The sequence below is a fragment of the Kitasatospora sp. NPDC058032 genome, from assembly GCF_042885845.1.
Taxonomy (GTDB): Bacteria; Actinomycetota; Actinomycetes; order Streptomycetales; family Streptomycetaceae; genus Kitasatospora.
The window spans coordinates 120,360-145,606 of the sequence record NZ_JBHVRK010000009.1 but is presented as its reverse complement, the minus strand read 5'-3'; the positions used below and the strand labels follow the sequence as shown (position 1 = coordinate 145,606).

General features: G+C 74.5%; 25 protein-coding genes and 2 pseudogenes. 7 read left to right on the top strand and 20 right to left on the bottom strand.

Translation table 11 applies throughout. The annotated features are described in order from the left end of the window. Positions 1–161: 161 nt before the first annotated feature. Positions 162–551, top strand: coding sequence for a hypothetical protein (locus tag ACFVUH_RS17220; RefSeq protein WP_355363355.1), 390 nt, complete (start codon positions 162–164; stop codon positions 549–551). A 201-nt stretch (positions 552–752) separates the two neighbouring features. Then, on the top strand, positions 753–1,130 hold the full coding sequence (locus ACFVUH_RS17215; RefSeq protein WP_355363357.1) for a nuclear transport factor 2 family protein: 378 nt from the start codon (positions 753–755) through the stop codon (positions 1,128–1,130). A 280-nt stretch (positions 1,131–1,410) separates the two neighbouring features. Here the strand turns inward: ACFVUH_RS17215 and ACFVUH_RS17210 are convergent, their stop codons facing one another. After that, the gene (locus ACFVUH_RS17210) at positions 1,411–2,007 is read right to left on the bottom strand and encodes a TIGR03086 family metal-binding protein (protein ID WP_387914042.1); all 597 of its coding nucleotides are present in this window, start codon (positions 2,005–2,007) and stop codon (positions 1,411–1,413) included. 107 nt (positions 2,008–2,114) lie between these two features. Further along, positions 2,115–2,963: pseudogene (locus ACFVUH_RS17205) on the bottom strand (alpha/beta fold hydrolase); the annotation flags it as partial. 14 nt (positions 2,964–2,977) lie between these two features. On the opposite strand from ACFVUH_RS17205, the pseudogene ACFVUH_RS17200 reads away from it, so the two are divergent. Beyond that, positions 2,978–3,548: pseudogene (locus ACFVUH_RS17200) on the top strand (alpha/beta fold hydrolase). A 60-nt stretch (positions 3,549–3,608) separates the two neighbouring features. Here ACFVUH_RS17200 and ACFVUH_RS17195 read toward each other — a convergent pair. The 12 genes from ACFVUH_RS17195 to ACFVUH_RS17140 form a co-directional block, all read right to left on the bottom strand. Then, positions 3,609–4,151 (bottom strand): DinB family protein, encoded by a 543-nt coding sequence (locus ACFVUH_RS17195; RefSeq protein ID WP_387914040.1) that lies wholly within the window; start codon positions 4,149–4,151, stop codon positions 3,609–3,611. A gap of 77 nt (positions 4,152–4,228) precedes the next feature. Then, complete coding sequence (locus ACFVUH_RS17190; RefSeq protein ID WP_387914038.1) at positions 4,229–5,242, bottom strand: TIGR03571 family LLM class oxidoreductase; 1,014 nt, start codon at positions 5,240–5,242, stop codon at positions 4,229–4,231. Between the two features lie 149 nt (positions 5,243–5,391). Further along, complete coding sequence (locus ACFVUH_RS17185; protein ID WP_387914187.1) at positions 5,392–6,222, bottom strand: aldo/keto reductase; 831 nt, start codon at positions 6,220–6,222, stop codon at positions 5,392–5,394. Positions 6,223–6,365: 143 nt separating this feature from the next. Beyond that, a complete protein-coding gene (locus ACFVUH_RS17180; RefSeq protein WP_387914036.1) occupies positions 6,366–6,788 on the bottom strand; it encodes a heme-binding protein in 423 nt (140 codons plus the stop codon). A 51-nt stretch (positions 6,789–6,839) separates the two neighbouring features. Beyond that, positions 6,840–8,039: an MFS transporter gene (locus tag ACFVUH_RS17175; protein WP_387914035.1), complete on the bottom strand. Its 1,200-nt coding sequence runs from the start codon at positions 8,037–8,039 to the stop codon at positions 6,840–6,842. A gap of 205 nt (positions 8,040–8,244) precedes the next feature. Further along, positions 8,245–8,712, bottom strand: coding sequence for a MarR family transcriptional regulator (locus ACFVUH_RS17170; protein WP_355363373.1), 468 nt, complete (start codon positions 8,710–8,712; stop codon positions 8,245–8,247). Between the two features lie 149 nt (positions 8,713–8,861). Next, positions 8,862–10,022: an RNA polymerase sigma factor gene (locus ACFVUH_RS17165; protein ID WP_387914185.1), complete on the bottom strand. Its 1,161-nt coding sequence runs from the start codon at positions 10,020–10,022 to the stop codon at positions 8,862–8,864. 8 nt (positions 10,023–10,030) lie between these two features. Next, complete coding sequence (locus tag ACFVUH_RS17160; RefSeq protein ID WP_355363375.1) at positions 10,031–10,438, bottom strand: YciI family protein; 408 nt, start codon at positions 10,436–10,438, stop codon at positions 10,031–10,033. A 125-nt stretch (positions 10,439–10,563) separates the two neighbouring features. Next, positions 10,564–12,624 carry a discoidin domain-containing protein gene (locus ACFVUH_RS17155; protein WP_387914033.1) on the bottom strand — a complete coding sequence of 687 codons (2,061 nt, stop codon included), beginning with the start codon at positions 12,622–12,624 and terminating at the stop codon, positions 10,564–10,566. 191 nt (positions 12,625–12,815) lie between these two features. Further along, the gene (locus ACFVUH_RS17150; protein WP_387914031.1) at positions 12,816–14,234 is read right to left on the bottom strand and encodes an MFS transporter; all 1,419 of its coding nucleotides are present in this window, start codon (positions 14,232–14,234) and stop codon (positions 12,816–12,818) included. After that, positions 14,231–14,629, bottom strand: coding sequence for a hypothetical protein (locus tag ACFVUH_RS17145; RefSeq protein ID WP_387914029.1), 399 nt, complete (start codon positions 14,627–14,629; stop codon positions 14,231–14,233). The genes ACFVUH_RS17150 and ACFVUH_RS17145 overlap by 4 nt, the downstream gene beginning before the upstream one ends. Positions 14,630–14,732: 103 nt before the next feature. Next, positions 14,733–16,562 (bottom strand): glycoside hydrolase family 15 protein, encoded by a 1,830-nt coding sequence (locus tag ACFVUH_RS17140; protein ID WP_387914027.1) that lies wholly within the window; start codon positions 16,560–16,562, stop codon positions 14,733–14,735. A gap of 250 nt (positions 16,563–16,812) precedes the next feature. On the opposite strand from ACFVUH_RS17140, the gene ACFVUH_RS17135 reads away from it, so the two are divergent. Further along, positions 16,813–17,013 carry a hypothetical protein gene (locus ACFVUH_RS17135; protein WP_355363385.1) on the top strand — a complete coding sequence of 67 codons (201 nt, stop codon included), beginning with the start codon at positions 16,813–16,815 and terminating at the stop codon, positions 17,011–17,013. Positions 17,014–17,066: 53 nt separating this feature from the next. Here the strand turns inward: ACFVUH_RS17135 and ACFVUH_RS17130 are convergent, their stop codons facing one another. Beyond that, positions 17,067–19,793: a LuxR C-terminal-related transcriptional regulator gene (locus ACFVUH_RS17130; protein WP_387914025.1), complete on the bottom strand. Its 2,727-nt coding sequence runs from the start codon at positions 19,791–19,793 to the stop codon at positions 17,067–17,069. 267 nt (positions 19,794–20,060) lie between these two features. Here ACFVUH_RS17130 and ACFVUH_RS17125 point away from each other — a divergent pair, with 267 nt between their 5' ends. Together ACFVUH_RS17125 and ACFVUH_RS17120 are read left to right on the top strand one after the other, a co-directional pair. Beyond that, positions 20,061–20,579 (top strand): hypothetical protein, encoded by a 519-nt coding sequence (locus tag ACFVUH_RS17125; RefSeq protein ID WP_355363389.1) that lies wholly within the window; start codon positions 20,061–20,063, stop codon positions 20,577–20,579. A gap of 157 nt (positions 20,580–20,736) precedes the next feature. Continuing rightward, the gene (locus ACFVUH_RS17120) at positions 20,737–21,213 is read left to right on the top strand and encodes a hypothetical protein (RefSeq protein ID WP_387914023.1); all 477 of its coding nucleotides are present in this window, start codon (positions 20,737–20,739) and stop codon (positions 21,211–21,213) included. Positions 21,214–21,313: 100 nt separating this feature from the next. Here the strand turns inward: ACFVUH_RS17120 and ACFVUH_RS17115 are convergent, their stop codons facing one another. The 5 genes from ACFVUH_RS17115 to ACFVUH_RS17095 all read right to left on the bottom strand — a co-directional run bounded on the left by ACFVUH_RS17115 (position 21,314) and on the right by ACFVUH_RS17095 (position 24,218). Continuing rightward, the gene (locus ACFVUH_RS17115) at positions 21,314–21,880 is read right to left on the bottom strand and encodes a GNAT family N-acetyltransferase (RefSeq protein WP_387914021.1); all 567 of its coding nucleotides are present in this window, start codon (positions 21,878–21,880) and stop codon (positions 21,314–21,316) included. 87 nt (positions 21,881–21,967) lie between these two features. Continuing rightward, the gene (locus ACFVUH_RS17110) at positions 21,968–22,216 is read right to left on the bottom strand and encodes a type B 50S ribosomal protein L31 (protein ID WP_387914019.1); all 249 of its coding nucleotides are present in this window, start codon (positions 22,214–22,216) and stop codon (positions 21,968–21,970) included. A 54-nt stretch (positions 22,217–22,270) separates the two neighbouring features. Beyond that, positions 22,271–22,435: a 50S ribosomal protein L33 gene (gene rpmG / locus ACFVUH_RS17105; protein WP_355363397.1), complete on the bottom strand. Its 165-nt coding sequence runs from the start codon at positions 22,433–22,435 to the stop codon at positions 22,271–22,273. 124 nt (positions 22,436–22,559) lie between these two features. Further along, positions 22,560–23,447: a RimK family alpha-L-glutamate ligase gene (locus ACFVUH_RS17100; RefSeq protein ID WP_387914018.1), complete on the bottom strand. Its 888-nt coding sequence runs from the start codon at positions 23,445–23,447 to the stop codon at positions 22,560–22,562. A gap of 132 nt (positions 23,448–23,579) precedes the next feature. Then, complete coding sequence (locus ACFVUH_RS17095; RefSeq protein WP_387914016.1) at positions 23,580–24,218, bottom strand: HD domain-containing protein; 639 nt, start codon at positions 24,216–24,218, stop codon at positions 23,580–23,582. 155 nt (positions 24,219–24,373) lie between these two features. Here ACFVUH_RS17095 and ACFVUH_RS17090 point away from each other — a divergent pair, with 155 nt between their 5' ends. Beyond that, entirely contained in the window at positions 24,374–24,850 is a 477-nt protein-coding gene (locus ACFVUH_RS17090; protein WP_387914015.1) for a hypothetical protein, read from the top strand. Positions 24,851–25,247 lie beyond the last annotated feature (397 nt).

Genomic DNA, 25,247 nt, shown 5'->3' with positions numbered 1-25,247 from the left:
CCCCGGGCGGGCGGGCCCCCCCCCCCGGGGCCCCCGGGCCCCCCCCCGGCCCCCCCCCGGGTGGCCCGACGGGCGGCTGATGACAACCGGACCGACTTTTCCGGATTACCCGCGTGCAAGCGGACTTTGTGGGACATGATCGGCCTGTGCCGAGTAACAACGTGAGTCCGAAGACCGCGATCCTGCCCGCCTCGTGGACCACCTGGTGGTTCCGCCGCTGCGAGGTGCACCTGCGCGCGGTCACCGTCGAACTGTCGTGGTGGGGCCATGAGTTCCCGGACGGTCCGCCGGACGCCGAGGACGCGCTCATCCTGCTGCGCCGCACCGCCGCCGGTCTGAAGGCCGCCGCAGGGGCCGGTCCGCAGGGGCCGGAGACCGCCGAGCTGCTGCTCCGCGCCACCGTCCCCCTGGAGGCGGCCGAGGCCTTCACCCGAAGGCTCGAACCGCAGGTCCTCCCGCTGGTCTCCCACCACTTCGCCGCCGCCGCCCGCCACCTGGCGGCCGCCCGCGAACACCTCGCCGCGGCCGGCCCCGGTGCGGTGACCGCATAGGTCCGTCGGGCGGCGAACCGTCGTCGGAGCGTCCTGCCGTCCGGTGCCGGGCCTGGCTGCCGTGGCCCCTGTACCGGCTCCGGCCGTTCACCGGCGACGGGAGCAGTCCGCTGCGCACCGGGCCTCGTCGGACCGCTTGTGCTGCGACCGGAAGACGGCTTGTGGGACCGGAACACGCGCACCGGCTGGTATGACTGAGGCATGCAGGAAGAGACCGCACGCTCCGCGATCGACACGTTCATCTCCGCGTTCAACGCCTCGGACGACAGCTATGTGACCGCCCTGCTCCCGCAGGCCCTGACCTCGGACGTGGTCTTCTGGGGTCCGTTGGGCCGCAGCGAAGGAATCGCGGCGGTCGAGCGGTTCGTGCTGGACATCCGACGCCACCCGGCGGGGACCGGCACGATGGTGCGCTGCTCGGCGGTGGACATGCCCGACGAATGGGCCCGGTACCAGTGGGTCTTCACCACGCCTGACGGAGGCCCCCGCCTGGCGGGAACGGACGTCGTCCATCTGCGACGGAACCTCATCGACCAGATCATCGTCTTCGCGGGGGAGATCGAACCGTCCGCCTCCTGAGCCACCCCTCGGTCGCCGCCCGGCTCCCGGCTCGGCGACGGAGGGCCGTGACCGCAGAGCGTCACGCGTCGGCCACGACGCCCGCGCTGCAACCGGACCGGACCGGACCGGACGACGTCGGCCCGCATGCACCCCCTCGAAGGCGCGCCGGGCTCCTTCGACCGTGGTTCATGACGACGCACCGGGACCGGCATGATCCATCATCACTCGATCATCTCTGAAGACGATCTCCAGGGCGGGCCTTGTGGATCAGCCCGGGTCCGCGACGTCAGGGCACGCCCTAGACGGCCCGCGGTGCCCACAGCGGGTCGCGGCCGGTGAAGGCGAGGAGCTTGGCGGCGCGGTCGGCGTCGGCGGGTACGTCGACGACGGCGCCGAACTTCCCGAAGGAGGTCCGGACGAACTCGACGATCTGGGCCGCCGGGGCCTCCAGGCGCTCCGCGAGGGACTCGCCGAGCGGGCGGTCCTGGCCGGTGGCGCGGGCGATGTCCCAGGCGTGGAGGGCGGCGTCCAGCGCCGCGACCGCCGTCGCGGCCTGGGCGGGCATCGGGCCCATCGGGGTCGGCACGGCCCCGGCCTCGCGGACCGACTCCCACGCCTTCATCGAACCCTCCAACGCCGTCTCCAACTGCGCGACCGCGTCGCGGCCGTCGCCGTCCAGCGCGTCGGCCGGCGCGAACGGGTCGCCCGCCGGGGCGTCCCCGGTGATCTGCATGACGAGCGCCAGCTGGTCGAGCCGGGCGTGCTGGAAGACCTGACGCACCGTCCACTCGCTGCACGGCGTGGCGGCACCCCAGGCGTCCTCCGGAACGCCGCGCACCGCGGCCAGCAAGTAGTCGTGCGCCTCGGTCAGCAGCTCGAACCCGTCCACGGACATCGGGCATTCCCCCCTGGAAACAGCGGCAACGGAACCGTTCACCCACACCATAGGCCCCGGCACCGACAGTTGACGGTGCAGGGGGTCGTCGCAGGGGTTCGTCGCGGCTACCGGCGTCCCTGTGCCGCGGCCCGGTAGGGGCGGAAGAACGTCCGCAGCTCCTCCGCGTAGAGCTCCGGCTCCTCGAACGGCGCGAAGTGGCCGCCGCGGGCCGGTTCGCTCAGGTGCACGAGGTTCGTCGTGCGCTCCAGCCAGGCGCGCGGCGGACGCAGCACGTCCCCGGCGAAGAGCGCGAAGCCGGACGGCACTTCGACGCGGCGGGCGAGCTGCTCCGCCGGGATGGCGGCGTTGGCGTGGTAGATCCGCATCGACGAGGCGATCGTCCCGGTCAGCCAGTAGATCGTCAGATTGGTGAGGATCTCGTCCCGGCTGAAGACCTGTTCGAGGTCGCCGTCGTTGTCGCTCCACGCCTGGAGCTTCTCGACGATCCACGCCGCCAGCCCGGCCGGTGAGTCGGTCAGGCCGACGGCGGCGCTCTGCGGCTTGGTGCGGTGGACGGCGCCGTACGCGCCCTCGCTGGCGCCCCAGGCCGCGACGTCCGCGAACCAGGCGCGCTCCTCGGGCGTGAGGCCGGCGGGATCACCGCCGGGGACCGGCAGGCCGGCGTCCATCCGGTGGACGGCCACCACCCGCCCGGGGTGGTCGAGGGCGAGGTAGCGGCTGACATGGCTGCCGAGGTCCCCTCCCGCCGCACCGAACCGCGGGTAGCCGAGCACGTCCATGAGCCGCGCCCACAGCCCGGCCACGGCGACGGTGTCGAGCGGGGTGCCGACGGGCCGGTCGGAGTAGCCGAAGCCCGGCAGGTCGGGCACGACCACGTCGAACGCGTCGGCCGGGTCGCCGCCGTGCGCGCCGGGGTCGGTCAGCAGCGGGACGACCTTGGAGTAGCGCCAGAAAGGCCCCCGGCGTCCTGGCCCGCGCCCACCGGCTGGTCGCCGAGTGCGGCTTCGCGGTCCTCGCGCCGGACGTGCCCGGCCACGGCGACCGGCCGGTGCAGGAGGAGTACGACCGGATCGCCGGCGCCAACCGGGCCCGGATCGAGGCCGGGGCGGAGCCGGGGCCACTGCTCGCGCAGTTCCACGCCCTGGTGGCGCGGCGGACGGTGCCCGAGTGGCGGGCGGCGCTCGACGCGGTCCAGCGGCTCGACCACGTCGGCGCCGGCCCGGTCGGCTACTGGGGCGTCTCGCTGGGGTGCGGCCTCGGGGTTCCGTTTGTCGCCGCCGAACCCGCGGGTGCGAGCGGCGGTCCTGGGCCTCGGCGGCGCCCTGGCCTCGGCGGAGGAGGCCGCGCGGATCACCGTCCCGGTGGAGTTCCTGCTCCAGTGGGACGACGAGCGGGTCCCGCGTTCGGCGGGCCTGGCCCTGTTCGAGGCCTTCGGCTCCGCCGAGAAGACCCTGCACGCCAACCCCGGCCGGCACGGCGACGCCCCGGAGTTCGAACTCGACAGCGCGCTGCGGTTCTTCGGCCGGCAGCTGGCCTGACCGCCGCCGCCCCGGCGTGCGTCACGGGACGCGCGCCGGGGGCGGGCTGCCCGGCGGCGCTCAGCCCATCGACTTGGCGCCGTCCAGGGACTCCCGCAGGATGTCGGCGTGGCCCGCGTGCTGCGCGGTTTCGCCGATGATGTTCAGCACCACCCGGCGGGCCGAGCGGCGGGCGCCGGGCTCGTACCACGGCGCCGGCGGCAGCGGCTGGGAGACGTCGAGGTCCGGCAGGGCGGCGATCAGCTCGTCCGTGCGGCGCGCGGTCCCGGCGTACTCGGCGAGCACGCCGGCCAGCGTCTCCCCGGGCAGCAGGCGGAAGTTGTCCGCCCACTTCTCCTGCTCGGCCGGCGTCATGCTGGTGAAGTCGGGCATCGCGGACGGGCCTTCGAGGATGAAGTCGACCCAGGCCCGCTCGACGGCCGAGACGTGCTTGATGAGGCCGCCCAGGCACAGTTCGCCGGCGGTGGTGCGCAGCGCGGCCTGCTCGTCGGTCAGGTCGCGCGTGGTGTGGCGCAGGTAGTGACGCTGCGTCGCGAGCTGCTCCAGCAGGTCGGCCCGCTCGCCGGTGATCGCAGGGGCGGTGGTGGCCGTGGTGCCGCTCATGTCCGTACCTCCGTGGGGTGCCGTGTCCTTGACGGTCCGTCGCCGTCCGACGTGTTCCACGATAGGAGTCGTATAGGTCAGGTCCTGTCCTCGACTGCCGGGGCGGCCTCGGGCGTGGGGAAGTGCGGCAGCACGTGCTCGGCGAGCTCGTGCAGCAGCTCCTCGATCGGCCGGTCGTTGGGGCGCAGGTTGAACGAGACATGGGAGACGCCGAGCTCGGCCATCGCCTCCAGGTGGTCCACCAGGGCGTTGCGGCCGGTGCTCAGGCCGAGCCGGATGGGGGCGGCCGGGGCGTCGGGGTCCTCCTGGAGGGTGAGGACCATGGGCGTCAGATACGGCTTGGCGCCGTCGGTCCGCTGCCGCCACTCCCGGCTCCTGATCCGCAGCGCGCCCAGTTCGCGCGGGTAGTTGAGGGAGGCGTCGACGTTCTCGGCGATCCACTCCGGGGTCTGCTGGGCGCCGCCGGCGACGGCGACCGGGATCCCGGTCGGGTGCACCGGCCGCGGCAGCACCTCCAGCTGCCGGTCCGCGCCGAGGCCGACCGCGGGAAGCTCCAGCGGTCCGCCGCGCCAGGCGGCGCGCAGGGTCGCGACGCCCTCGCGGAACGCCGCGCCGCGGGACTGGAAGTCGCGCCGGAACAGCGGGTACTCCACCGGGCGGTCGCCGCTGGCCAGGCCCAGCAGCATGCGCCCGCCGGACAGCACGTCGACGGTGGCGGCGGCCTTGGCGACCAGCAGCGGCTCGCGCAGCGGCAGGACGGTCGCACCGGTGCCGAGGACGACGTTCTCGGTGACGGCGGCGAGGTGGCCGAGGTGGGTGAAGGTCTCGAAGACGGTGCCGGCGTCGCCGAACTGGAGCGGGTCGTAGAGCGGGACGTCGCGCAGCCACAGGGCGGCGAAGCCGAGCCGGTCGGCCAGCCGTGCGCGCTCGGTGTGCGCCGTGAGGTCGGGGACGCCGAACGGCAGGCCGGCGGCGCGGTCGGCGCGTCCGCGCTCGGGGCCCCAGTCGTTGTCCAGGGGCAGTTCGAGGCCGAGGGTGAGCCGTCCGTCGCCGGGGGCGATGCGGGCGAGGGCGGGGTGGGCGGAGGCCATGGCGGATCCTTCCGGGGCGGTGGGGGCGGTGGGAGCAGGCGGAGCGGTGGGAGCGGGCGGAGCGGTGGGAGCGGGCGGAGCGGGAACGGCGGACGCCCCCGCTGCGCCCCGGTCGGTCGGCCGGTGGTGGAGCGGGGGCGTCGGGAGGATCAGTTGAACTGGTCCGGGTGCGGGCCGGTGCGCAGGCCCCGGTCGGTCGCGCCGATCGCGTCCATGTCCGCGCCGGTCAGCTCGAAGTCGAAGACGTCGAGGTTCTGGCGGATGCGGGCCGGGGTGACCGACTTGGGGATCACGATGTTGCCCAGCTGCAGGTGCCAGCGCAGCACCACCTGGGCGGGCGACTTGCCGGTGCGCTCGGCGATCGCGGTGATCGCCGGGTCGTCCAGGACGGCGCCCTGGGCGAGCGGGCTCCAGGCCTCGGTGGCGATGCCGTGCTGGGCGTGGAAGGCGCGCAGCTCGGTCTGCTGGAGGCCGGGGTGCAGCTCGACCTGGTTGACGGCCGGGACGAGTTCGCTGTTGTCCAGCAGGCGCCGGAGGTGGGCGGGCTGGAAGTTGGAGACACCGGCGGCGCGGATCCGGCCCTCGGCGGCGAGGCGCTCGATGGCGCGCCAGGAGTCGAGGTAGCGGTCCTTGGCCGGGGTGGGCCAGTGGATCAGGTAGAGGTCGACGGTCTCCAGGCCCAGCTTGGCGAGGCTGGCGTCGAAGGCGCGCAGCGTCCCGTCGTAGCCCTGGTCGGCGTTCCACAGCTTGGTGGTGATGAACAGGTCGTCGCGCGGCACGCCGCCCTCGGCCAGGGCCCGGCCGACGCCGGCCTCGTTGCCGTAGATCGCGGCGGTGTCGATGCTGCGGTAGCCGGCCTCCAGGGCGCCGGTGACGGCGGCAGTGGTCCGGTCGTCCGGGACCTGGAAGACGCCGAAGCCGAGCTGGGGGATCTCGACGCCGTTGTTGAGCCTCACGGTGGGGACGGTGGGGGCGTTCATGGTGGTACCGGTCTTTCGGTCGGTGCGGTTGCTGAGGGTGTGGCGGACGGTCCGGTCCTCGGTGTCGTCGCCCGCTATGTGGTCGAGGTCCCCGGTGCCCGGGCGCTCACCGTGGCCGGTGAAGACCTCGCGAGGGGTGCGGCTCACCGGTGCAGCTCCTGGAGGGCGGCGGTGGCGAAGGAGTGGTCCTGCTCCGGGGCGCCGCCGCCGAGGCCGATGGCGCCGACGAGGCGGCCGTCGCGGTGGACGGGGACGCCGCCGGCGATGAACAGCAGCGGACGGTCCAGCGCGGTCGGCAGCGAGTGGAACGGGCCGTCGGGCTTGACCAGGTCGACCAGGTCGGCGGTCGGGGCGTTCAGCTGCAGCGCGGTGTAGGCCTTGCGGGTGCTGGTCTCGCCGGAGATCAGGACGGCCCGGTCGTCGCGGCGGAAGGCGAGCAGGTGGCCCCCGGCGTCGAGGACGGTGACGCTGACCGGGACCCCGGCCTCCTCGGCGGCGGCGCGGGCGGCGGTGATCAGGGTCTCGGCGTCGGCGGTGGTCAGCGGGGTCACGGTGGTGGTGCTCATGGGGGTGGTTCTCCTGAGGTGAGGGGGAGCCGGACGGGGAGGGTGGGGTGGTCAGTGGTGGACCGGGACGGGCGCGGCGACGGTGCCGGCCGAGGTCGCGGTCACGGGGGTGCGGCGCTCCAGGGCGGCGGACCAGATGGCGAGGACGAGGGCCGCGGCGGCGAGCACGGCGCCGACCCAGTTCGGCGAGGTGTAGCCGAGGCCGGCGGTGATGACCATGCCGCCGAGCCAGGCGGCGAGGGCGTTGCCGAGGTTGAAGGCGCCGATGTTCACGGCGGAGGCCAGGGTGGGCGCCCCGTGGGCCTGGTCGAGCACCCGCTTCTGCAGCGGCGGGACGGTGGCGAAGCCGAGCGCCCCGACGAGCATGATGGTGATCGCGGCCAGCGCCTTGTTGTGCGCGGTCAGGGTGAACAGCGCCAGGACGACGGCGAGGCCGCCCAGGGTGGTGTAGAGCATCGGCATCAGCTTGCGGTCGGCGTACTTGCCGCCGAGCAGGTTGCCGAGGAACATGCCGATGCCGAAGAGGACCAGCAGCCAGGTGACCGCGCCGTCCGAGTAGCCCGCCACACGGGTCATCATCGGGGCGATGTAGGTGATCGCGGCGAAGACACCACCGAAACCGAGCACGGTCATCGCCATGGCGAGCAGGACCTGCGGGTTGCGGAAGGCGGTCAGCTCGCGGCGCAGGTGGGCGCCCTCGGGCCGGGGCATGGCGGGGACGAGCTTGGCGATGCCGAGCAGTCCGACGATGCCGAGCGCGGCGACACCGGCGAAGGTGATGCGCCAGCCGATGGCCTGGCCGATGTAGGTGCCGAGCGGCACGCCGACGATGTTGGCGATGGTCAGACCGGTGAACATGGTGGCGATGGCGCCGGCCTTCCTGTCCGGGGCGACCAGGTCGGCGGCGACGACGGAGCCGATGCCGAAGAATGCGCCGTGGGCGAGCGAGGCGACCACGCGGCCGGCGAGCATCATGCCGAACGAGGGGGCGAGGGCCGAGACCAGGTTGCCGAGCACGAACAGGCCCATCAGCAGCATGAGCATCCGCTTGCGGCTGACCTTGGTGCCGAGCACGGTCAGCAGCGGTGCGCCGAGGACGACGCCGAGGGCGTAGCCGGTGACGAGCAGGCCCGCGGTGGGGATGGAGACGCCGTAGTCGGCGGCGATCTCGGGCAGCAGGCCCATGATCACGAATTCGGTGGTGCCGATGCCGAAGGCGCCGACGGCCAGAGCGAGCAGTGCGAGAGGCATTGGGCTCGACCCTTCTGTGATTGCTTGAGTGAGCTCCTTGCGTGTCTTCACAATAATTGCAGGCGCGCTATAAGTGCAAGCGCGGGCTGTGGTCGTTCTCTGGATGTCGGCGATCACATGGTGTCGTCGGGCCGGGGTTGCGGGGGCATGAAAAACCGGCCCCAGCGAGGTGCTGGGGCCGGTCGGGGGAGGCGGGGGCGGGTGGCTAGCCGAGACGTGCCGGGGTCTCCACGGCCTCGACGGCCTCCACCAGCGAGGCCAGCTCGGGATTGCGCGCGGCCTCGCCGAGCGCCTCGCGCAGCGCGGCGTCGTTGGTCGGCCGGGCCTCCTCCAGCAGCTTCAGCCCCTCCTCGCTGACATTGGTGTAGATGCCGCGGCGGTCGGTGGGACACAGGTAGCGGGCCAGCAGGCCGCGGTCCTCCAGGCGGGTGACCAGTCGCGTCGTGGCGCTCTGGCTGAGCACGACCGCGTCGGCGACCTGCTTCATCTGGAGGTGGCCGCCCTCGCCGTCGTGCTGCCGGCTGAGGACGTCGAGCAGCGAGTACTCCCGCACGCTCAGGTCGTGCTTGGACTGCAGGGCGCGCTCGATGTGCGACTCGATCCTGCCGTGCAGGAGGGAAAGCGCACCCCAGCCGCTGGCCAGGGCGGTGAGCGCGGGGTCCGTGGCGGTCATGAGGCCGGTCTCCTTCCGAATGTGGCTGCACCCAAGGGTAAGCCATGAAGGTGAATACCAGCTAGGGCCCATATACAGCTACTGCAAATATCTCTCGCCCGGGGGACCGGGGCGGTCGCAACCCGCCCGCCGCGGGCCGGCGGGCACGCTCACGGCTGCCCCCGGTCCGTCGCGAGCGCGGTGTTGATCCGGGCCGCCCGGCGCGTCAGATGGTCCCGCTCGGCGAGGTTGGGCGCCTCGCGGGCCGCCTCGGCGTACAGCCGCGCCGCCGCCGCCCGCTCGCCGGCCCGCTCACGCAGGTGGGCCTCCGCCGCCGTGCGGCGCGGCAGCCCGGCGTCCACCTCCGCCAGCGCCGCCAGCCCGGCCCGCGGCCCGTCCGCCTCGCCGACCGCCACCGCGCGGTTGAGCCGCACCACCGGACTGCCGGTCAGCCGCAGCAGTTCGTCGTACCACTCGACGATCTGCACCCAGTCCGTCTCCTCGGCCGTCCGCGCGTCCGCGTGCAGGGCCGCGACGGCCGCCTGCGCCTGGAACTCGCCCAGCCGGTCGCGGGCGAGGGCCGCCTGGAGGATCGCCACGCCCTCGGCGATCGCCGTGGTGTCCCAGCGGGAGCGGTCCTGCTCGGCGAGCGGCACCAGGCTGCCGTCCGGGGCGGTCCGGGCGGCCCGCCGGGCGTGGTGGAGCAGCATCAGGGCGAGCAGCCCGGCCACCTCGGGGTGGTCGACCCGGGCCGCCAGCTGCCGGGTCAGCCGGATCGCCTCGGCGGCGAGGTCGACATCGCCCGAGTAGCCCTCGTTGAACACCAGGTAGAGCACCCGCAGCACGGTCGCGACATCGCCCGGCCGGTCGAAGCGCACACCCGAGACGGTGCGCTTGGCCCGGCTGATCCGCTGCGCCATGGTCGCCTCGGGCACCAGGTAGGCCCGGGCGATCTGGCGGGTGGTGAGCCCGCCGACGGCGCGCAGGGTGAGCGCCACCGCCGAGGCCGGCGTCAGCGAGGGGTGGGCGCACAGGAAGTACAGCCGCAGCGTGTCGTCGAGCGCGGGGGCGGGCCCGGGGGCCGGCTCCTCCTCGACCCGGTCCTCGCGGCGGCGCCGGGCGGAGTCCGCCCGGGCCGCGTCGAGGAACTTGCGCCAGGCCACGGTGACCAGCCACCCCTTCGGCTCGGCCGGAGGCCCCGCGGGCCACACCCGCAGGGCCTCCACCAGGGCGTCCTGGACGGCGTCCTCGGCCGCCGCGAAGTCGGCTCCGCGGCGGACGAGGACGGCGAGCACCTCCGGGGTGAGGCTGCGGAGCAGGGCCTCGTCCACGGGAGTGGTCACTCCGTGATGGTCGGCGAGAAGGCGAGGAACGGACGCAGCTCCAGCCACTCGTGGATCGGCCGGCCGCCCGCCCCCGGAGCGGCGGACAGCTCGCCGGCCAGCTCGACGGCGCGCTCGTAGGTGTCGACGTCGATCACCATCCAGCCGGCGATGAGGTCCTTGGTCTCCGCGAACGGGCCGTCGGTGACCGGCGGCCGGCCCTCGCCGTCGTACCGGACCCACGCCCCCTCGGGGGCGAGCGCCTGGCCGTCGACGTACTCGCCGCTCTTCTCCAGCCGGTTCGCGAAGTCGCGCATGTACTGCATGTGCGCCTCGATCTCCTCCGGGGTCCACTGGTCCATGGGCACGCAGTTGACCGCCTCCGGGGCGCCGCGGTAGTGCTTCAGCAGCAGGTACTTGGCCATGGTGACCCTCTCCTCGCAGTTCGTGCGGCCCATTGTGGCCGCCTCCGACCCTGGGACGGAGCCGCCCGCCGCTTCTCGACACCACCGCCGGAACCACGTCGAGGAATTTCGCCCGCCCGGCCCCGTCAGCTCCGGTGGACGCCCACCTCGTACAGCGAGTACCCCCACGAGGTGGCCCGCTGCTCGCCGCGGATCCGCACCTGGCGGGCCGGGACGGCGGGGAACAGCGCGGTGTCCAGACCGCCGTCGCCGGAGGCGGTGGACCACACCGTCCGCCAGGTCGTCCCGTCGGTGGACACCTCGATCCGGTAGGCCCGGGCGTAGGCGCGCTCCCAGTCCAGGGTGACCCGGCCGACCAGGGTGGTGGCGGGCAGGTCGATCCGCAGCCACTGGTCGTCGCTCCAGTCGCTGGCCCAGCGGCTGGAGCCGTTGCCGTCCACGGCCCGGGCGGCCCCGAAGTCGGTGAACGGGTTCCACTCGGCCGAGCTCGCCGAGGCGGTGGCGCCCGCCGCGAGGTTCACCTCGGACCGGTGCCGCTCGGCGGCGCCCCAGGTGGTGAGGTAGGACTCCGCGCCGCGGAACAGGTCGTCGACCACGCCCTGCCCGCCGACCTGCCGGATGTCCTCGATCCAGTCCGGCACCAGGCCGTAGTGCGCGGCGCCGTCGGTGTTGACGTCCCAGGTGCGGCTGCCGGCGCTGGCGCGCTCGACCACGGAGCCGCCGTCGGCGGTGCGGAACGGGTAGCGCACCGGGTTCGCGGTCCCGGCCCCGCGCGGACCGGGCCAGCCGCCCACGCCGTTCATGTCGGTCCCGTAGCCGTAGCCGACCCCGTACTTGTCGCGCAGCGCGTCGGTGCGCTTCGCCTCCGCGCTGAACGCCTCCGCGCCGTTCATGTACTGGGCGACGAAGCCGCCGAGCCGGTAGACGCGCTCCGTCCAGCCGAGGTCCATCCAGCTGTGCGAGGAGAGCACGCCCGGGTACGACACGGACTCCAGCACGTCCAGTGCCCGCCCGGCGGCCTTGACGCTCATGTGGTCCAGCTCCAGCATCATGCCGCGCCGCATCATCCCGCGCAGGGCGTACTCGCCCAGCTCGGTCAGCCCGCGGGTGTTGCACTGCGCTCCGGCCGCGTACGAGGGCAGCGCCACCCCGGCGGGGAGCCGGCTCTGGACGGAGGCCGGCGCGGGTGCCAGGCCGATCGGATTGTCGTGCTGCGGGCCGGTGCACTGCTCGGTCTGCCAGAAGGTGCCGGTCGACAGGAACTGGCCGGCGTTGATCGCCGCGCCCAGCGAGCCCTCGTCGAACCGCACCCCGCACAGCGCGTTGTCGAACTTGTGGCAGAGGAACATGCTGCGCACACCGAGCCCGTACAGCTCGTCGAGGCCGCGGTCGATGTCCGCCTGGCCGCACTGGGCGACGTCGAGCACCTGCTTGCAGCCGAACGGCTCCGAGGTCTCCACCCCGAGCACGACGGCGAGCTTGCCCTGGCGGACCACCTCGCGCGCCTGTGTGCTGGTGGTGACGATCCGGAACCAGCCCTTGCCCGGCCCGCCGTACATCCGGTCGACGTAGGCCTGCATCTCCCAGCTCTTCTGCGCCTGCAGGCGGATCGAGGTCATCTCGTCGCAGCCGCGGTCCTTGAAGAAGTAGACCGAGCAGATCACCCCGTTGGTCACCAGGTCGTTGACGAGCACCCGCTCGCCGCCGCGCCAGGCGCGTTCCACCCAGGCGTAGTAGTTCTGCTGGTGGGTGAGCGAGTCATGGGCGGGCCAGTCGGCGAAGGTGGGCCAGCCGACCGGGTCGTGCTTGCCGTCGCCGCCCTTGGTGATCATGTCGAAGAGGGCGAGCGAGCCGTCGGGGTAGTGCTCCGGGCAGTCCTTGAGGGCGTCCTCGACGCCCGCCTCGGAGAAGGCCTTGCCGCAGATCAGACGGCCGCCGAAGGCCTCGTTGGCCAGGACGTGGTCGTGCGCGTCGACGAAGCCGCGGACGCGGCCCTGGGCGTCGGTGCCGGTGAACGGCTCGCCCGTGACGCCGATGGCGGCGTCGGGTGCCGGCCGGGCGACCGGGTCCCACCAGTCGGTGGTGCCCGCCCCCTGGGCCGGGGCGGCGAGCGCGGCGGCGACCAGGGCGAGCAGCGCGGCGAGCAGGGTGGCGAATCGGAGACGTGCGTGGGGGAGTCGGCTCATGGGGAACCCCGGTTCCGGACGGGCGGACGACGCGGTCGACGCCCGGTCGCCCGGGGCACGGCACGGCACCCGGACCGGCCGCCGGGTCCCGCGTACTCGGTGTGACGAGAATCGCCACTGTTGGACATTTCGTCAATAGTGTTGGCAGGACCGGCCGTTCCGCATGCTCCGGCGGGGCGTCGCGCCTGCCGTCAGGCCCCGGCCCCGCCCCCGGCCGCGGCGTCCTGCGCGGCCGGCGGCCGGTCGTGCGGCAGGAACAGCGCCGCGCCGAGGCCGACCACGCCGAAGCCGGCGAGCGCGATCATCGCCGCCGCGTAGCCGTTGCGGGTGAGCTCGGAGACCAGGATGGTGCCGGCGACGGCGGTGCCCAGCGAGGAGCCGAGGTTGGAGATGCTGCGGGACAGGCCCGAGATCTCGCCCTGGCGGCTGTCCGGGAAGGCGGACTGCACCACGTTGACCGACGGGGTGAGCATCAGACCGAGCCCGAGGCCGATCAGCAGCAGGCCGGGGGTGAAGGCCCAGGCGCCGCCGAAGGAGCGCACCAGCAGGAGCAGCAGGACGATGCCGGCGGTGGTGGTCGCGAAGCCGGTGACGATCAGCGTGCGCTGGGCACGGCGCTTCGCCAGCCGTTCGGCGGCGAGCGAGGAGACCAGCAGCCCCAGGGTGGCGGCGGTGAAGACGCCGCCGGTGGCGATCGCGCTGTAGCCGCGGACCACCTGGAGGTAGGCGCCGACGGTGAACGAGACGCCCATCAGGACCAGCCACTGGGCGTTCTGGGTGACCAGGCCCAGGTTGGAGACCCGGTTGTGGAACAGGCTGGTGGCCAGCAGCGGTTCGCGGCCCGCGCGCTCCAGCCGGCGGATCCAGTGGAAGAAGCCGGCCAGCACGACGGCTCCGGCGGCCAGCAGGGCGATCATCAGCCAGGCGTTGTTGTCCGCCGCCAGGATGCCGGTGACCAGCAGCACCAGGCCGCCCGCGGACAGTACCGCGCCGACGAGGTCGAACGGCCGGTCGGGGTCGGCGGGCAGCGGGTCCTCCAGGGTGCGGGTGAGGAACAGGATCGCGGCGACCACCACGGCCTGGAAGCCGAAGTTGGCCCGCCAGTCGATCGCGGTGGTGAGCAGGCCGCCGATGAGCGGACCGGCCGCCGCGCCGATGCCGCCCAGTGCCATGATCGTGCCGAAGGCGCGGGCCCGGGCGGCGGTGCCGGTGAACAGCAGGGTGGTCAGGATGTAGACCGGGGGGATCAGCAGGGCGGTGCCGACGCCCTCCAGCACCGAGTTGCCGAGGATCAGCACGCCCAGCCCGGGGGCCGCCGCGCTGAGCACGGCGCCGACGCCGTAGACGGCGAGGCCCAGCATCAGGCAGCGCTTGCGGCCCCAGCGGTCGGTGAGCTTGCCGCCGGGGATCATCAGAGCGGCCATCACCAGCAGGAAGACGGTGATCGCCACCTGGACGCCCTGGACGCTGGTGTCGAGGTCCGCGCTGATGTCGTTGATCATCACGTTCATGCTGGAGCCGGCGAAGCTGCAGATGAACTGGGCCAGGGCCAGCGGGACCAGGACCCGCCGTCCGTCGGCCCGGGCGGGACGGGCGGCGGTGGTGGTCATGTCCCGCTCCGTTCGTAGGGCGCGGTGAGCACCGCGTACAGCGCGGCCACGTCGATGGCGATGATCATGAGCGACCAGGCGGGGTAGCTCGCCACGAAGACGAACTGCACGAAGACGTTGGCGCACAGCACCGCCACCGGGAACCAGCGGCTGGGGAGGTCGCCGGTGAGCAGCGTGATGCCGGCCAGGCCCTGGGCGACGGCCAGCGCGAGCACCGCCCAGCCGAGGCTGTGCAGGTCGCCGAAGACGTAGCGGTCGGTACCGGTGACGACGGGCGAGTCGATCAGCGCCGCGATCGCGTCCCACCCGTTGAACAGGGCCAGCAGGATCAGCGCCACGCCCGCGAACGGCAGCAGGTTGCGGCGCGGTCGCGCCGGGTGGGTGGATGAGGCCATGGCGCCGGGCTCCTTTCGCGGTCCTGCGGGCCTGCGGTGCTGCGGTGCTGCGGTGCTGCGGTCGGCCGGGGACGAGGCGGGGACGGGGTGGTGCGCGCGGGGGTCAGGCGGCGCCGCGCCGGTCGAGCTCCTCGTCGAGGGCGAGCGCCGCGTCGATCAGCGCGAGGTGGGTGAACGCCTGCGGGAAGTTGCCCAGTTGCTCGCCGGAGGGCCCGATCTCCTCGGCGAACAGGCCCACGTGGTTGGCGTAGGTGAGCATCTTGTCGAAGGCGTAGCGGGCCTGTTCGACCCGGCCGGCCCGGGCGAGGGCCTCGACGTAGAGGAAGGAACAGAGGTTGAAGGTGCCCTCGGTGCCGCGCAGCCCGTCGGGCGAGGCCGACGGGTCGTAGCGGTAGACCAGGCTGTCGCAGACCAGCTCCCGGTCCATCGCGTCCAGGGTGGACAGCCAGTCCGGGTCGGTGGGGGAGAGGAAGCCGACCTTGGGCATCAGCAGCAGCGAGGCGTCCAGGACCTCGGTGTCGTAGTGCTGGACGAAGGCCTGCCGTTTCGGGCTCCAGCCCCGCTGCACCACCTGGCGCAGGATGTCGTCGCGCACCGAGCTCCAGCGGTCCAGGTCCGCGGGGCGGGCGTGGGTGCGGGCCATCCGCACCGCGCGGTCGAAGGCCACCCAGCACATCACCCGGCTGTAGGTGAAGTCCTGGCGTCCGCCGCGGGTCTCCCAGACCCCCTCGTCTGCGCGGTCCCAGTGTTCGGTCAGCCAGTCCACCAGCCGGCGGAAGGCGTCCCAGCCGCGCAGCGCGCCCATGTCGCCCCCGTCGGCGGCGAACGCGTAGGCGGCCTCGCCGTAGATGTCGAGCTGGAGCTGGCCGGCGGCGGCGTTGCCGGCCCGTACCGGGAACGAGCCCAGGTAGCCCTCCCAGTGGCCGAGCGTCTCCTCGCTCAGGTGCGGGTCGCCGTCGATGCGGTACATGATCTGCAGCCGCTCGCGCTCGGCGGCGGCGGCCTCGACCCGGTCGCGCACCCAGCGGCGGAACGCCGTCGCCTCGTCGTGGAAGCCGAGCCCGATCAGGGTGTGCACGGAGAGCGAGGCGTCGCGGATCCAGGTGTAGCGGTAGTCCCAGTTCCGCTCGCCGCCGACCTGCTCGGGCAGGCCCATGGTCGCCGCGGCGATCAGCGCCCCGGTCGGCCGGTAGCTGAGCAGCTTCAGCGTGATCGCCGAGCGGTCCACGATCTGCTGCCAGCGTCCGTGGTAGTTCGACGACTTCAGCCAGCCGTACCAGAAGGCCCGGCAGGCGTCGAAGGCGGCGAGGCTCTCCTCGTCCCGGGGCGCGGCGGGCAGGGCGGTGCCCGGTGGCCGGCTGGTCAGTACGACGGTGGCCATCTGCCCGGCGTCCAGGGTGAACCGCGCGGTCACATCGGTGCCGTCCGACCGCAGGACGACCGGCTCGGTGGCCTGCACGCACAGCTCCTGGCCGGCCCCCTCCAGGACGGCGGTGCGCTCGTCGGGCAGGGCGAGCCCGTGGGTGGCCCGGCCGTAGTCGAAGCGCGGGCGGCACTCCAGGACGAACGGCACCCGGCCGCGCACCACCCGCGCCACCCGGAGGATCCGGTGCTGCTCGCTCGGCGACGGCGAGGCGTCCGGGAGCATGAGGTCGATCACCTCCGCCACCCCCTGCGGGGCGAGGAAGCGGGTGACCACGATGGCCGTGCCGGCCAGGTAGAGCTGCTTCACCCGGGCGTCCGGCACGGCCTCCCGGTCGACGGCGAGCCGGCACCGGCCGCCCTTGCGGTGGTCCAGCAGGGAGGCGAACAGACTGGGGGAGTCGAACCGGGGGGCGCACCACCAGTCGATGTCGCCGTCGGTGGAGACCAGCGCGGCGGTCTGCAGGTCGCCGATGATGCCGTGCTCGGCGATCGGGGGGTAGGGACTCATGGCGGATGCTCCCTCGGCGGACGACGGGACCCGGACGGCGCGGTCCGGACGGCGGGAACCGCCTGCGCCGCCACCGTACGGGGGGCGGTCCGGGCGGAGGATCACCCCGGGCGGGTGAACGCCCGCCGGGCGGCCCCGCCGCTCCGGCCGCCGTGCGTCCGGCCGGGCGGGTCACCTCGTGGGGGTGATGCGCCGGGTTCCCGGGGCGACCAGGCTGGAGGCCACCGTCGAAGCGAAGGGAGCCGGCCCCATGCGCTACGAGATCCGGGTGTCCGGCGTGCTGCAGGAGACGACCCGCCGGGAGGGCTTTCCCGAACTGGAGAGCAGGGTCGTTCCCGATCACACCGTTCTGTACGGGGACGTCGTCGACGAGGCCCACCTGTTCGGTCTGCTGAACCGCTGCCAGGCGCTGGGCCTGCGGGTGACGGAGCTGCACCGGCTGCCCGAGTGAGGCGCCCCGCCGTCGGCCCGCGTGCCGCCGTCGGCCTTTGTGCCGCCGTCGGCTCACGGGCCGTCGAGCAGGTGCAGCCGGGCCGCCGTGCGCACCGCCTCGCGGCGGTTCGCCGTCAGCAGCTTGCGGTTGATGCTCTTGAGGTGCGTCTTCACGGTGTTCGGCGACAGGTACAGCTCGTCGGCGATCTCCTGGGTCGACAGCATCCGCGCCGCGTGTTGCAGCACGTCGAGCTCCCGCTCCGTCAGCGCTTCGGTCAGCAGGTCGGCCGGCGGCTCGGCGGGCGGTTCGGCCGGCGCCCGGGTCGGCGGCCGGCCGCCGGAGGGCGGGCCGTCCGGGCGCGGGTCCGGCGCGGACGGGCGCAGATCGCCGGGCAGCCAGGTGTGGGCCCGGGCCAGCCGGGGCTGCCGGTGCAGCTGGCGCCGCACCCAGGGCGCGGACTCGCGGAACGGCCGGAGCAGACCCTCCGGCTCGGCGGCGGCCAGGGCCTGCGCCAGCAGCCGGGCGCTCTCCGGCCCGCCGGGCTCGGCATCGGCCTGGGCCAGCAGCAGCAGTGCCCGGGTCCGGGTGGCACCGCCCACGGCGGGGTCGTCGCGCAGGGCGCGCAGCTGGGCGAGGGCGCCCGCCTCGTCCAGTCCGGCCGCCAGCCGGGCCCGCGCCACCACCACCAGCGAGTCCGGCGCCCTGGTCGGCACGCCCTCCAGGGCCGCCACCGCCGCCTGCGGCCGGCCGGCGGCCAGATGCGCGGCGCAGGCGGTCACGGCGAGGCGCTCGCGGCTCCAGTCGGACGGGCGGTCGGCGAGGCCACCGTCCTCCCGGCTCTCCTCCAGCAGTCGCAGCGCGGCGTCGGGCCGCCCCCGGGCCAGTTCCAGCTCCGCGCCGAGCACCGCGTTGCCCAGGGCGACCACGGGGTCGCGCTCGGCCGCCGGGCGGGCCGCCATCCGCAGCAGCGCCCGGCGGGCGTCGGCCGGCTCGTCGCGCTCCAGCGCCGTGGCGGCCAGCACCAGGTCGCGCACCTCGGTGCGGCTGTCGGGCGGCAGGCTGGAGCGGTCGGCCTCCTCGTCGGCCTCGCGCACCCGGTGCTCGGCCCGCCCGGAACGGCCGCGCAGGTGGTCGATGAACGCGAGCCGGCACAGCGAGTCATGGCGCAGCCGGGCGGTGCCGGGTGAGGGCGGGGCCTGCGCCGCGCACTCCAGGGCCGCCCGCGCCTCGTCGAGCCGGCCGTGCCACAGCAGCGCGGAGCCGAGGCCGGCGTCGACCAGGGCGAGCAGTTCGGGGTGCCGCTCCAGCGGGCCGGCCGGTGCCCGGCGGGCCAGCTCGTGGGCGCACCGCGCGGCCCGCTCGGCGAGCGCGGCCGAGCCGAGCAGCCGGGCGGCCTCGGCCCGCACGAAGGCGGCCGCCAGCCGCAGTTCGGTCTGCTGCTCCGCCAGCCGCGGTTCGACGCGCTCCAGGACCCGCAGCGCGCCGTCCGCCTCGTCGCGGCCCAACTGGACGGCCGCCCGGACGAGTTCGGCGGCCGGGGCGTGCTCGGAGGGCGGCATCCGGGAGAACAGGGCGCGCAGCCGGGTGGCGTCCCGCCCGGCGACCAGCTCGCCGAGGGCCAGCTGGTCGACCAGCAGCTGCGCCGCCGACCCCCAGGCACCGCCCTCGACGGCGTGGTCCAGCGCCGCCCGGTACTGGCCGTGGTCGGCGAGCCAGCGCGCGGCCCGCACCCGCAGCCCGTCGACCCGGTCCGGGGCGGCGGCGCGCAGGTGCAGGCGCAGGATGCCGGCGAACATCGGGTGCAGCCGGTACCAGCCGTCGGACAGCGCCTCGGTGAAGGCGTTGTCCTGGTGCAGCTGCTCCAGGATCCGCCGGCCGTCGCGGCGCCCGGTGAGCGCGTCGGCGAGGTCGGGGTGGACCCGGCCCAGGATGCTGCAGCGCAGCAGCAGGTCCTGGGTCGGCGCGGGCTGGGTGCGCAGCACCTCGGCGAGCAGGTAGTCGGAGAGTGCGGCCTGGCCGGCGTCGATCCGCCCGAGGTACGCCTCGGGCTCGCCGGAGTCCTTGGCGGCGAGCGCGAGCAGCCGCAGCCCGGCGGCCCAGCCGGACACCGCCCGGTGCACCGTGTCGACGGTGGACGCGTCCAGCCGCAGCCCGTGGCGCTCCAGCAGCTCGGCCGTCTCGGCCGGGCCGAAGGCGAGGTCGGCGGCGTGGATCTCGGCGAGCTCGCCCGCGGCCCGGTAGCGGTGCAGCGGCAGCAGCGGCTCGCGGCGGCCGACCAGGACCAGCCGCAGCTGCCCGGCCGTGTGCCGGACCAGGTCGTGCAGCTGACCGGTCAGCCGGGGGTTGTCGATGTGCTCGAACTCGTCCAGCACCAGCACCAGCGGCTGGGGCCGGGCGTTGATCCAGGCGGCCAGCCGGAGCAGCAGGGACGGTTCGACGTGCTCGGCCCGGGCCGGGGCGCCGACCTCCTCGGGCAGCCCGGGCACGCCGCCGCGCAGGGCCTCGCGCACGTAGGCCCAGAAGGTGCCGGGCTGGTTGTCGCCCTCCTCCAGGGTGAGCCACCCGGACGGCCCCGGGAGCCCGTCGCGGGCCAGCCAGTCGGCCACCAGCAGGGTCTTGCCCGCCCCCGCGGGCCCGTCGACCAGGGTCACCGGCCGGGACACGGCCGCGTCCATCCGGCGCAGCAGCCGTTCGCGCCGGACGAAGGTGGCGGCGGGCGGGCCGGGCGGCCGGATCCGGGTGAGCAGCATCGGGTCCCCGTTGGGGAGCCGCGCGGGTGCGGTACGGGTGTGCGGCATGTGGCCACCGCCTGGTGGTTCCGCCGTGCCGGAGGGCACGTCCGGGCGCGGGGCGCGAAGTGGCGGGCCGCGGGCGCACCCTCGCTCGGTCGCTCCGGGTGACGCCACTTCGACGGTAGTACGGCCTGCCCGCCGGGTGCCATCCGAACGGGCGGGACGGCCCGCCTCACCTGCCGGGGGTGAGGCCGGAGCCCGGCGCACCGGCGACGATCGTGACGAGGGCCGGTCCGGTGGGCCGGTCCGGCCCCGACCCCGCAGGAGGCCGCCGTGACCGTCCCCGGACCGGCATCCCGCAGGCGCGCACCGGACCCGGAGGGGTCCGCGCGGCGGACCGACTACGCCGGCGCCGTCTACGGCTCGATGCTGGCGGCCTCCGTGATCGCGGCCTCGACGCTGAGCGGACCGCACCCGAGGCTCTCGCTCATCCTGCTGCTGGTGATCACCGGCCTGGTGTTCTGGGCGGCGCACGTCTACGCGCACGTCGCCGGGCAGCGCGAGGCCGGCCGCCAGGTCACCCGGCGGCAGGTGCGCGAGGTGGGGCGGCACGAGTGGCCGATCGTGGAGGCCGCCGCGCTGCCGGCCCTGGCGGTGCTGGTCAGCCCCTGGCTGGGGACGGGGGAGAACGCCTGGCTGGCGCTCGGCGTCGCGGTGGCCCAGCAGGTGGGCTGGGCCGGTCTGGGCGCCCGCCGGGCGGGGGCGACGCCGCGCCAGGTGCTCGCCGAGGGCGCGGTCAACCTGATGCTGGGCCTGGTCATCGTGGCGGCCAAGGTGGCCGTCGGGCACTGAATCACCCGGACCGGGTGGTCCCGGCGGCGCTCCGTCGTGGCGCAGTGGTACCCGGGGCAGCCTGCCCGGGTCCGGCACTCCCGGGCCGCCCGACGATCCAGCCCGACGACCCAGCCCGACGACCCACGAGAACCCACGACAACCCACGGAGGCCACCATGACCGCCGCCGTTCCGCACGGCGCCGCCCGCCCGCCCGGGGCGCGCGCGACGACCGACCCCGTCGGCTCCGGCCTGCTGACCTTCGCCGGTGTGCTGCTGGTGCTGGTGGGCTCGCTGAACGCCCTGGACGGCATCTCCGCGATCGCCGGCTCGCACGTCTTCATCGGGAACGCCCACTTCGTCTTCGGGGACCTGCTGGCCTGGGGCTGGGTGATGCTCGCCCTGGCCGTCGCCCAGCTCGGGGTCGCCTACGGCGTCCTCGCCCTGCGCACGCAGTGGGCCCGGTGGGCCGGCGTCGTCGTCCTGGTGCTGAACGCCTTCGCGCAGATGTCCTTCGTGCCGTCCTACCCGGTGTGGTCGCTGACGATCATCGCGATCGACGTGATCGCCATCTACGCCCTGACCGCCTACGCCACCCCCGACCGGTGGGGCCCCGCCCGCTCCGAGGAACCCCCGGGCCCCGGCGGCGTCTGAGCGGCCGGGCCCTGTCCCCGGGCCCCGCGACCCCCGCGCCCCGCCCCGCTCCCGGCTCGTCCGGGGGGCGGGGGACCGGCGGTCCCGCACGTCCGGCCGCTCAGCCCGGTTGCGCCGTCCCCGCCGCCGGCCGATCCAGCCGCCAGACCACCTCGATCCCGCTGCCCGCGGGAGGCAGCGGCGGCGCTCCCGGCCCGCGGCGGACCTCGGTGAACCCCAGCCGGCGCGGTACGGCGGCGCTGGCGGTGTTGGCCAGGTCGTGCGCGATCTCCACGAAGTCCACGTCCGGCAGCGTGAACAGCTCGGCGGTCAGGGCCGCCGCGGCCCGGGTCGCGATGCCCCGGCCGGTCGCGGCCGGGTGCAGCCAGTACCCCAGCCCCCGCCCCCGGGGATCGGCGCCGCAGTAGGCCTGGCACATGCCGAGGAGCTCGCCGTTCCCGGCCTCGACGGCGTAGTTGAAGACCTCGCCTTCCTCCCACCGGACCCAGGACCGCGCGAGGAAGCCCCGGGTGTCCTCCTCACTGTTCCCGGTGACCCAGGTCACCCAGGGCCGCAAGTGTTCCCGGGACTCCTCGAACAGCACCAGCGCCGCAGCGAAGTCCTCCTCTCCCCGCCACCGGCGCAGCGTGAGGTCCCCACAGTCGATGATCTCCCTCGGTCTCCCCATGGACGCCATGATGTCCCGCGCCGCAGGTGTGTCACCAGAGCGGCGGGGCCGCACCCGAGCATGGGGTGCGGCCCCGCGGGGCCTCGGTCAGTACCGGTCGCCGTAGCGCCGGTGGAACTGCTCGACCCGGCCGGCGGTGTCGAGGACGCGGGAGCGGCCGGTGTAGAACGGGTGACTCGCCGAGGAGATCTCGACGTCGATCACCGGGTAGCTGCGGCCGTCCTCCCACGCGACCGTGCGGTCACCGGTGGCCGTCGAACGGCCCAGGAAGGAGAGGCCGCCGCTCTTGTCGCGGAAGACGACGGGCCGGTACGCGGGGTGGATGGCGGTCTTCACAGGGGGCTCCTTCGGGTCGGTGTGGGTCGGGCCTGTGCGGGCCGGTGCGGTGGGTCAGCGCTCCTCGCGGAAGTCGACGTGCCGGGCCACCACCGGGTCGTACTTGCGCAGCACCATCCGGTCCGCGTCGGTACGGCGGTTCTTGCGGGTCACATAGGTGTAGCCGGTGCCCGCGGTGGAGCGGAGCTTGATCACCGGGCGAAGTTCGCTACGGGCCATGGGGGTGTCCTCCCGGGGTCGCGCGGTGGTGGGCCGGAGCCCCTCCACTGCAATGGAAGTCGTTTTCATCCGGTTCCAACACGGGCCCCGCCCGGTCCATTCCCGGGGCCGCGGGAGCGGCGGATCAGGGCCGCGCCAGCGCCGCCACCGCGTCGGCGAAGCGCGCCGGGCCGTCCGGAACGGTGTCCAGGAAGAGGTTCGGCTCGACGAGCTCCAGCTCCAGGACGAGCGGCCGCCCGTCGCCGTCGAGCACCAGGTCCACCCGGGCGTACAGCGGCGGGCGGGGGGAGGGCAGCGCCGCCAGGGCCGCGAGCGCGGTGCGGAGCTCCGCCCCGGTCGGCCGGTACGGGGCGAGGCCGGGGTGCGGGTGGCGGTCGTTGTCGATCACCCCGGGCTCGGTCAGCAGGGGGCCCTTGCGGACCGCGTGGCTGAAGACCCCGCCGAGCAGGACCAGCGCGCGTTCGCCCTCCGCCACCCGGGGCAGGTAGGGCTGGACCATCACGCCACGGCCCCGCTCCAGCAGCGTCCGGGCGTGCCGCGCGGCCTGCTCGGCGTGGCCGGGCTCGTAACGGGCCGTGTCCAGCGCGCCCGCCGAGACGATCGGCTTGACCACGACGCCGTCGGGGCCGTCCAGTTCCGCGGGGTCGGCCGTGTCGTGCGGGGAGCCGGGTTCGAGGAACCGGGTCGGTACGACGGCGACCCCGCGCCGGGCCAGCTCGCGCAGGTAGTGCTTGTCGCAGTTCCAGCGGATCAGCGGCGCCGGGTTCCACAGCCGGGTGGCGCGCGCCGTGTCGTCGGCCCAGCGCAGGAACTCGTCGAGCCGCTCCACGTAGTCCCACACCGAGCGGACGACGGCCAGGTCGAACCGCTCCCAGGCCGCTGCTCCGCCGCCCCACACCACCGGTTCCGCCGCCAGTCCCCGGTCGGTCAGCGCCGCCACGACGGGCGCGAGGTCGCCGTCGAGCCCGGCGCCGGCCTCGCTGGTCACCACGGCGACCCTGGTCACGGTCATGGCTGCCTCCTGCCACCAGTCTGACCCGGCCCGCCCGGGGGGACGACGTGGGCGCCCCGCAAGATCACGGGGCGCCCCGGGCCCGGCCCCGGTGACCCGGCCCGGACCCGCCGTTCGGAGGCGGAGCGCCCGTCACTCCGGCCAGGCGGAGTCCTTGATGACCTCGACGAAGTCGCCGCGCTCGAAACCGGGCAGGTAGTGGGCCAGCACATCGGCCTTGACGTTGCCGAAGGTGGTGGCGGGCCGGTCCTTGATGCCCTCGGTGAACGCGGCGAGGATCCGGTTCTTGAAGTCGGGCCGGGGGTGGGCGTCGGTGACGGCGGCGCGCTGGGCGTCGGTGACGGCGTGGTAGCCGATGCCGAGGACGTCCAGTTCGACGCCACGGGTGACCAGGGCGATCTCGGGTGCCATGTGCAGCGGGATCTCCGGGGTGGTGTGCAGCGCGATCGCGGTCCACACCCGGTCGGCGGGTTCGCCCGTGATGCCGTGGGCGCGCAGGAAGCGGCGGGCCTCGTCGGCGCCGTCGATCTCGAAGCGCTGGTCGGTGCGGGCGTAGCGGCCGGTGAGCCCGAGGTCGTGGAACATCGCGCCGACGTAGAGCAGCTCCGGGTCGAATTCCAGTCCCTGTTCGGCGCCGCGCAGCGAGCCGAACAGGAAGACCCGGCGGGAGTGGTCGAACAGCAGCGGGGAGGCGGCGTCCCGCACCAGTTCGGTGGCCTCCGCGGCCAGTGCGCTGTCCGGGATCCGCACACCCGCGATCGTCTCGCTCATTTCGGCTTCCTTCCACTGGGGGACACTCGGTGGCTCCTCCACCCTCGCCCGGCGGCGGGGGCGGGCGCCAGACCCGATCGGCCGTTCGCCCGAGCGGTGGGCGCCGCTGCGCAGGCGGGCCGCTCCGATCGGGCGGCCGGCTCGTTGAAGGGGGTATGGCGGACGAAGCGGGTGACGGCGGATCGGCGCCGATGGTCTGGGCCCTGGCGGTGCGTGCGACGGCGGCCGGGCCGCCGTACGCGGAGCTGATCGTGGAGATCGGCCCTCGGCTGTACGAGGAGTTCGTCGAGAGCGCGGTGGACAGCGGTTTCGTGCTGGCGGCGGGGGAGCCGCCCGCCACCACCGCCGTGGTGGGGCTGCGGGGCCGGGTGCTGAGCCGGCTCGTCCTGGTGGGCGGCCGGCAGCTGTGGGAGCCCTCCTCCGAGGTCCACGCCTCGCCCGGCTGGGTGGCGGCCGCCGAGGGCCGGGCCGTCGTGGTGGTGCTGCTCGTACCGCCGGGGACGTGGCCGCCGGACCTCATGGACCTCACCCCGGAGCAGGGCGCGGAGGTGCTCGGCCGGAGCCTGGAGGCGGCCCGCACCGCGGGCGCCGTCCTGCACGGCACGGCCGCCTATGCGCAACTCGGCCGCTGACCCCGTGCTGCTGATCCCTTGGCGGGCCCCGTGCTGCTGATGGGGCGCCAGTGGTGTTCGGGGTCGGACTCGTGCGAACGAATCATTCCGATGAGGCTCCCGGTCGGTCAAGGGAAAACAAATTTCCCGACCGGCTGAAATACTCTTGAAATAGAACGGCAATATCAAACAGCGGGCACCTGTTCGGTTTGTTGGGTGAAGGAGGAGGCGTGCCCCGGGCGGCCGGACGGGGTGGCGCGCCGGGCGTGCGCCGGGCCTCGAGCGGCCGGCCCGCGCCGCGCGGGCGTCCGTCCGTCGGCCCTCGCCCGAGGGCGTCGCGCCAGGTCGACGCCATCTCCGTGGGGGAGTGACGCCCCCGCCGCCCGCGCCTTTTGTGCGCCCCCGGACGGTTTTTCCG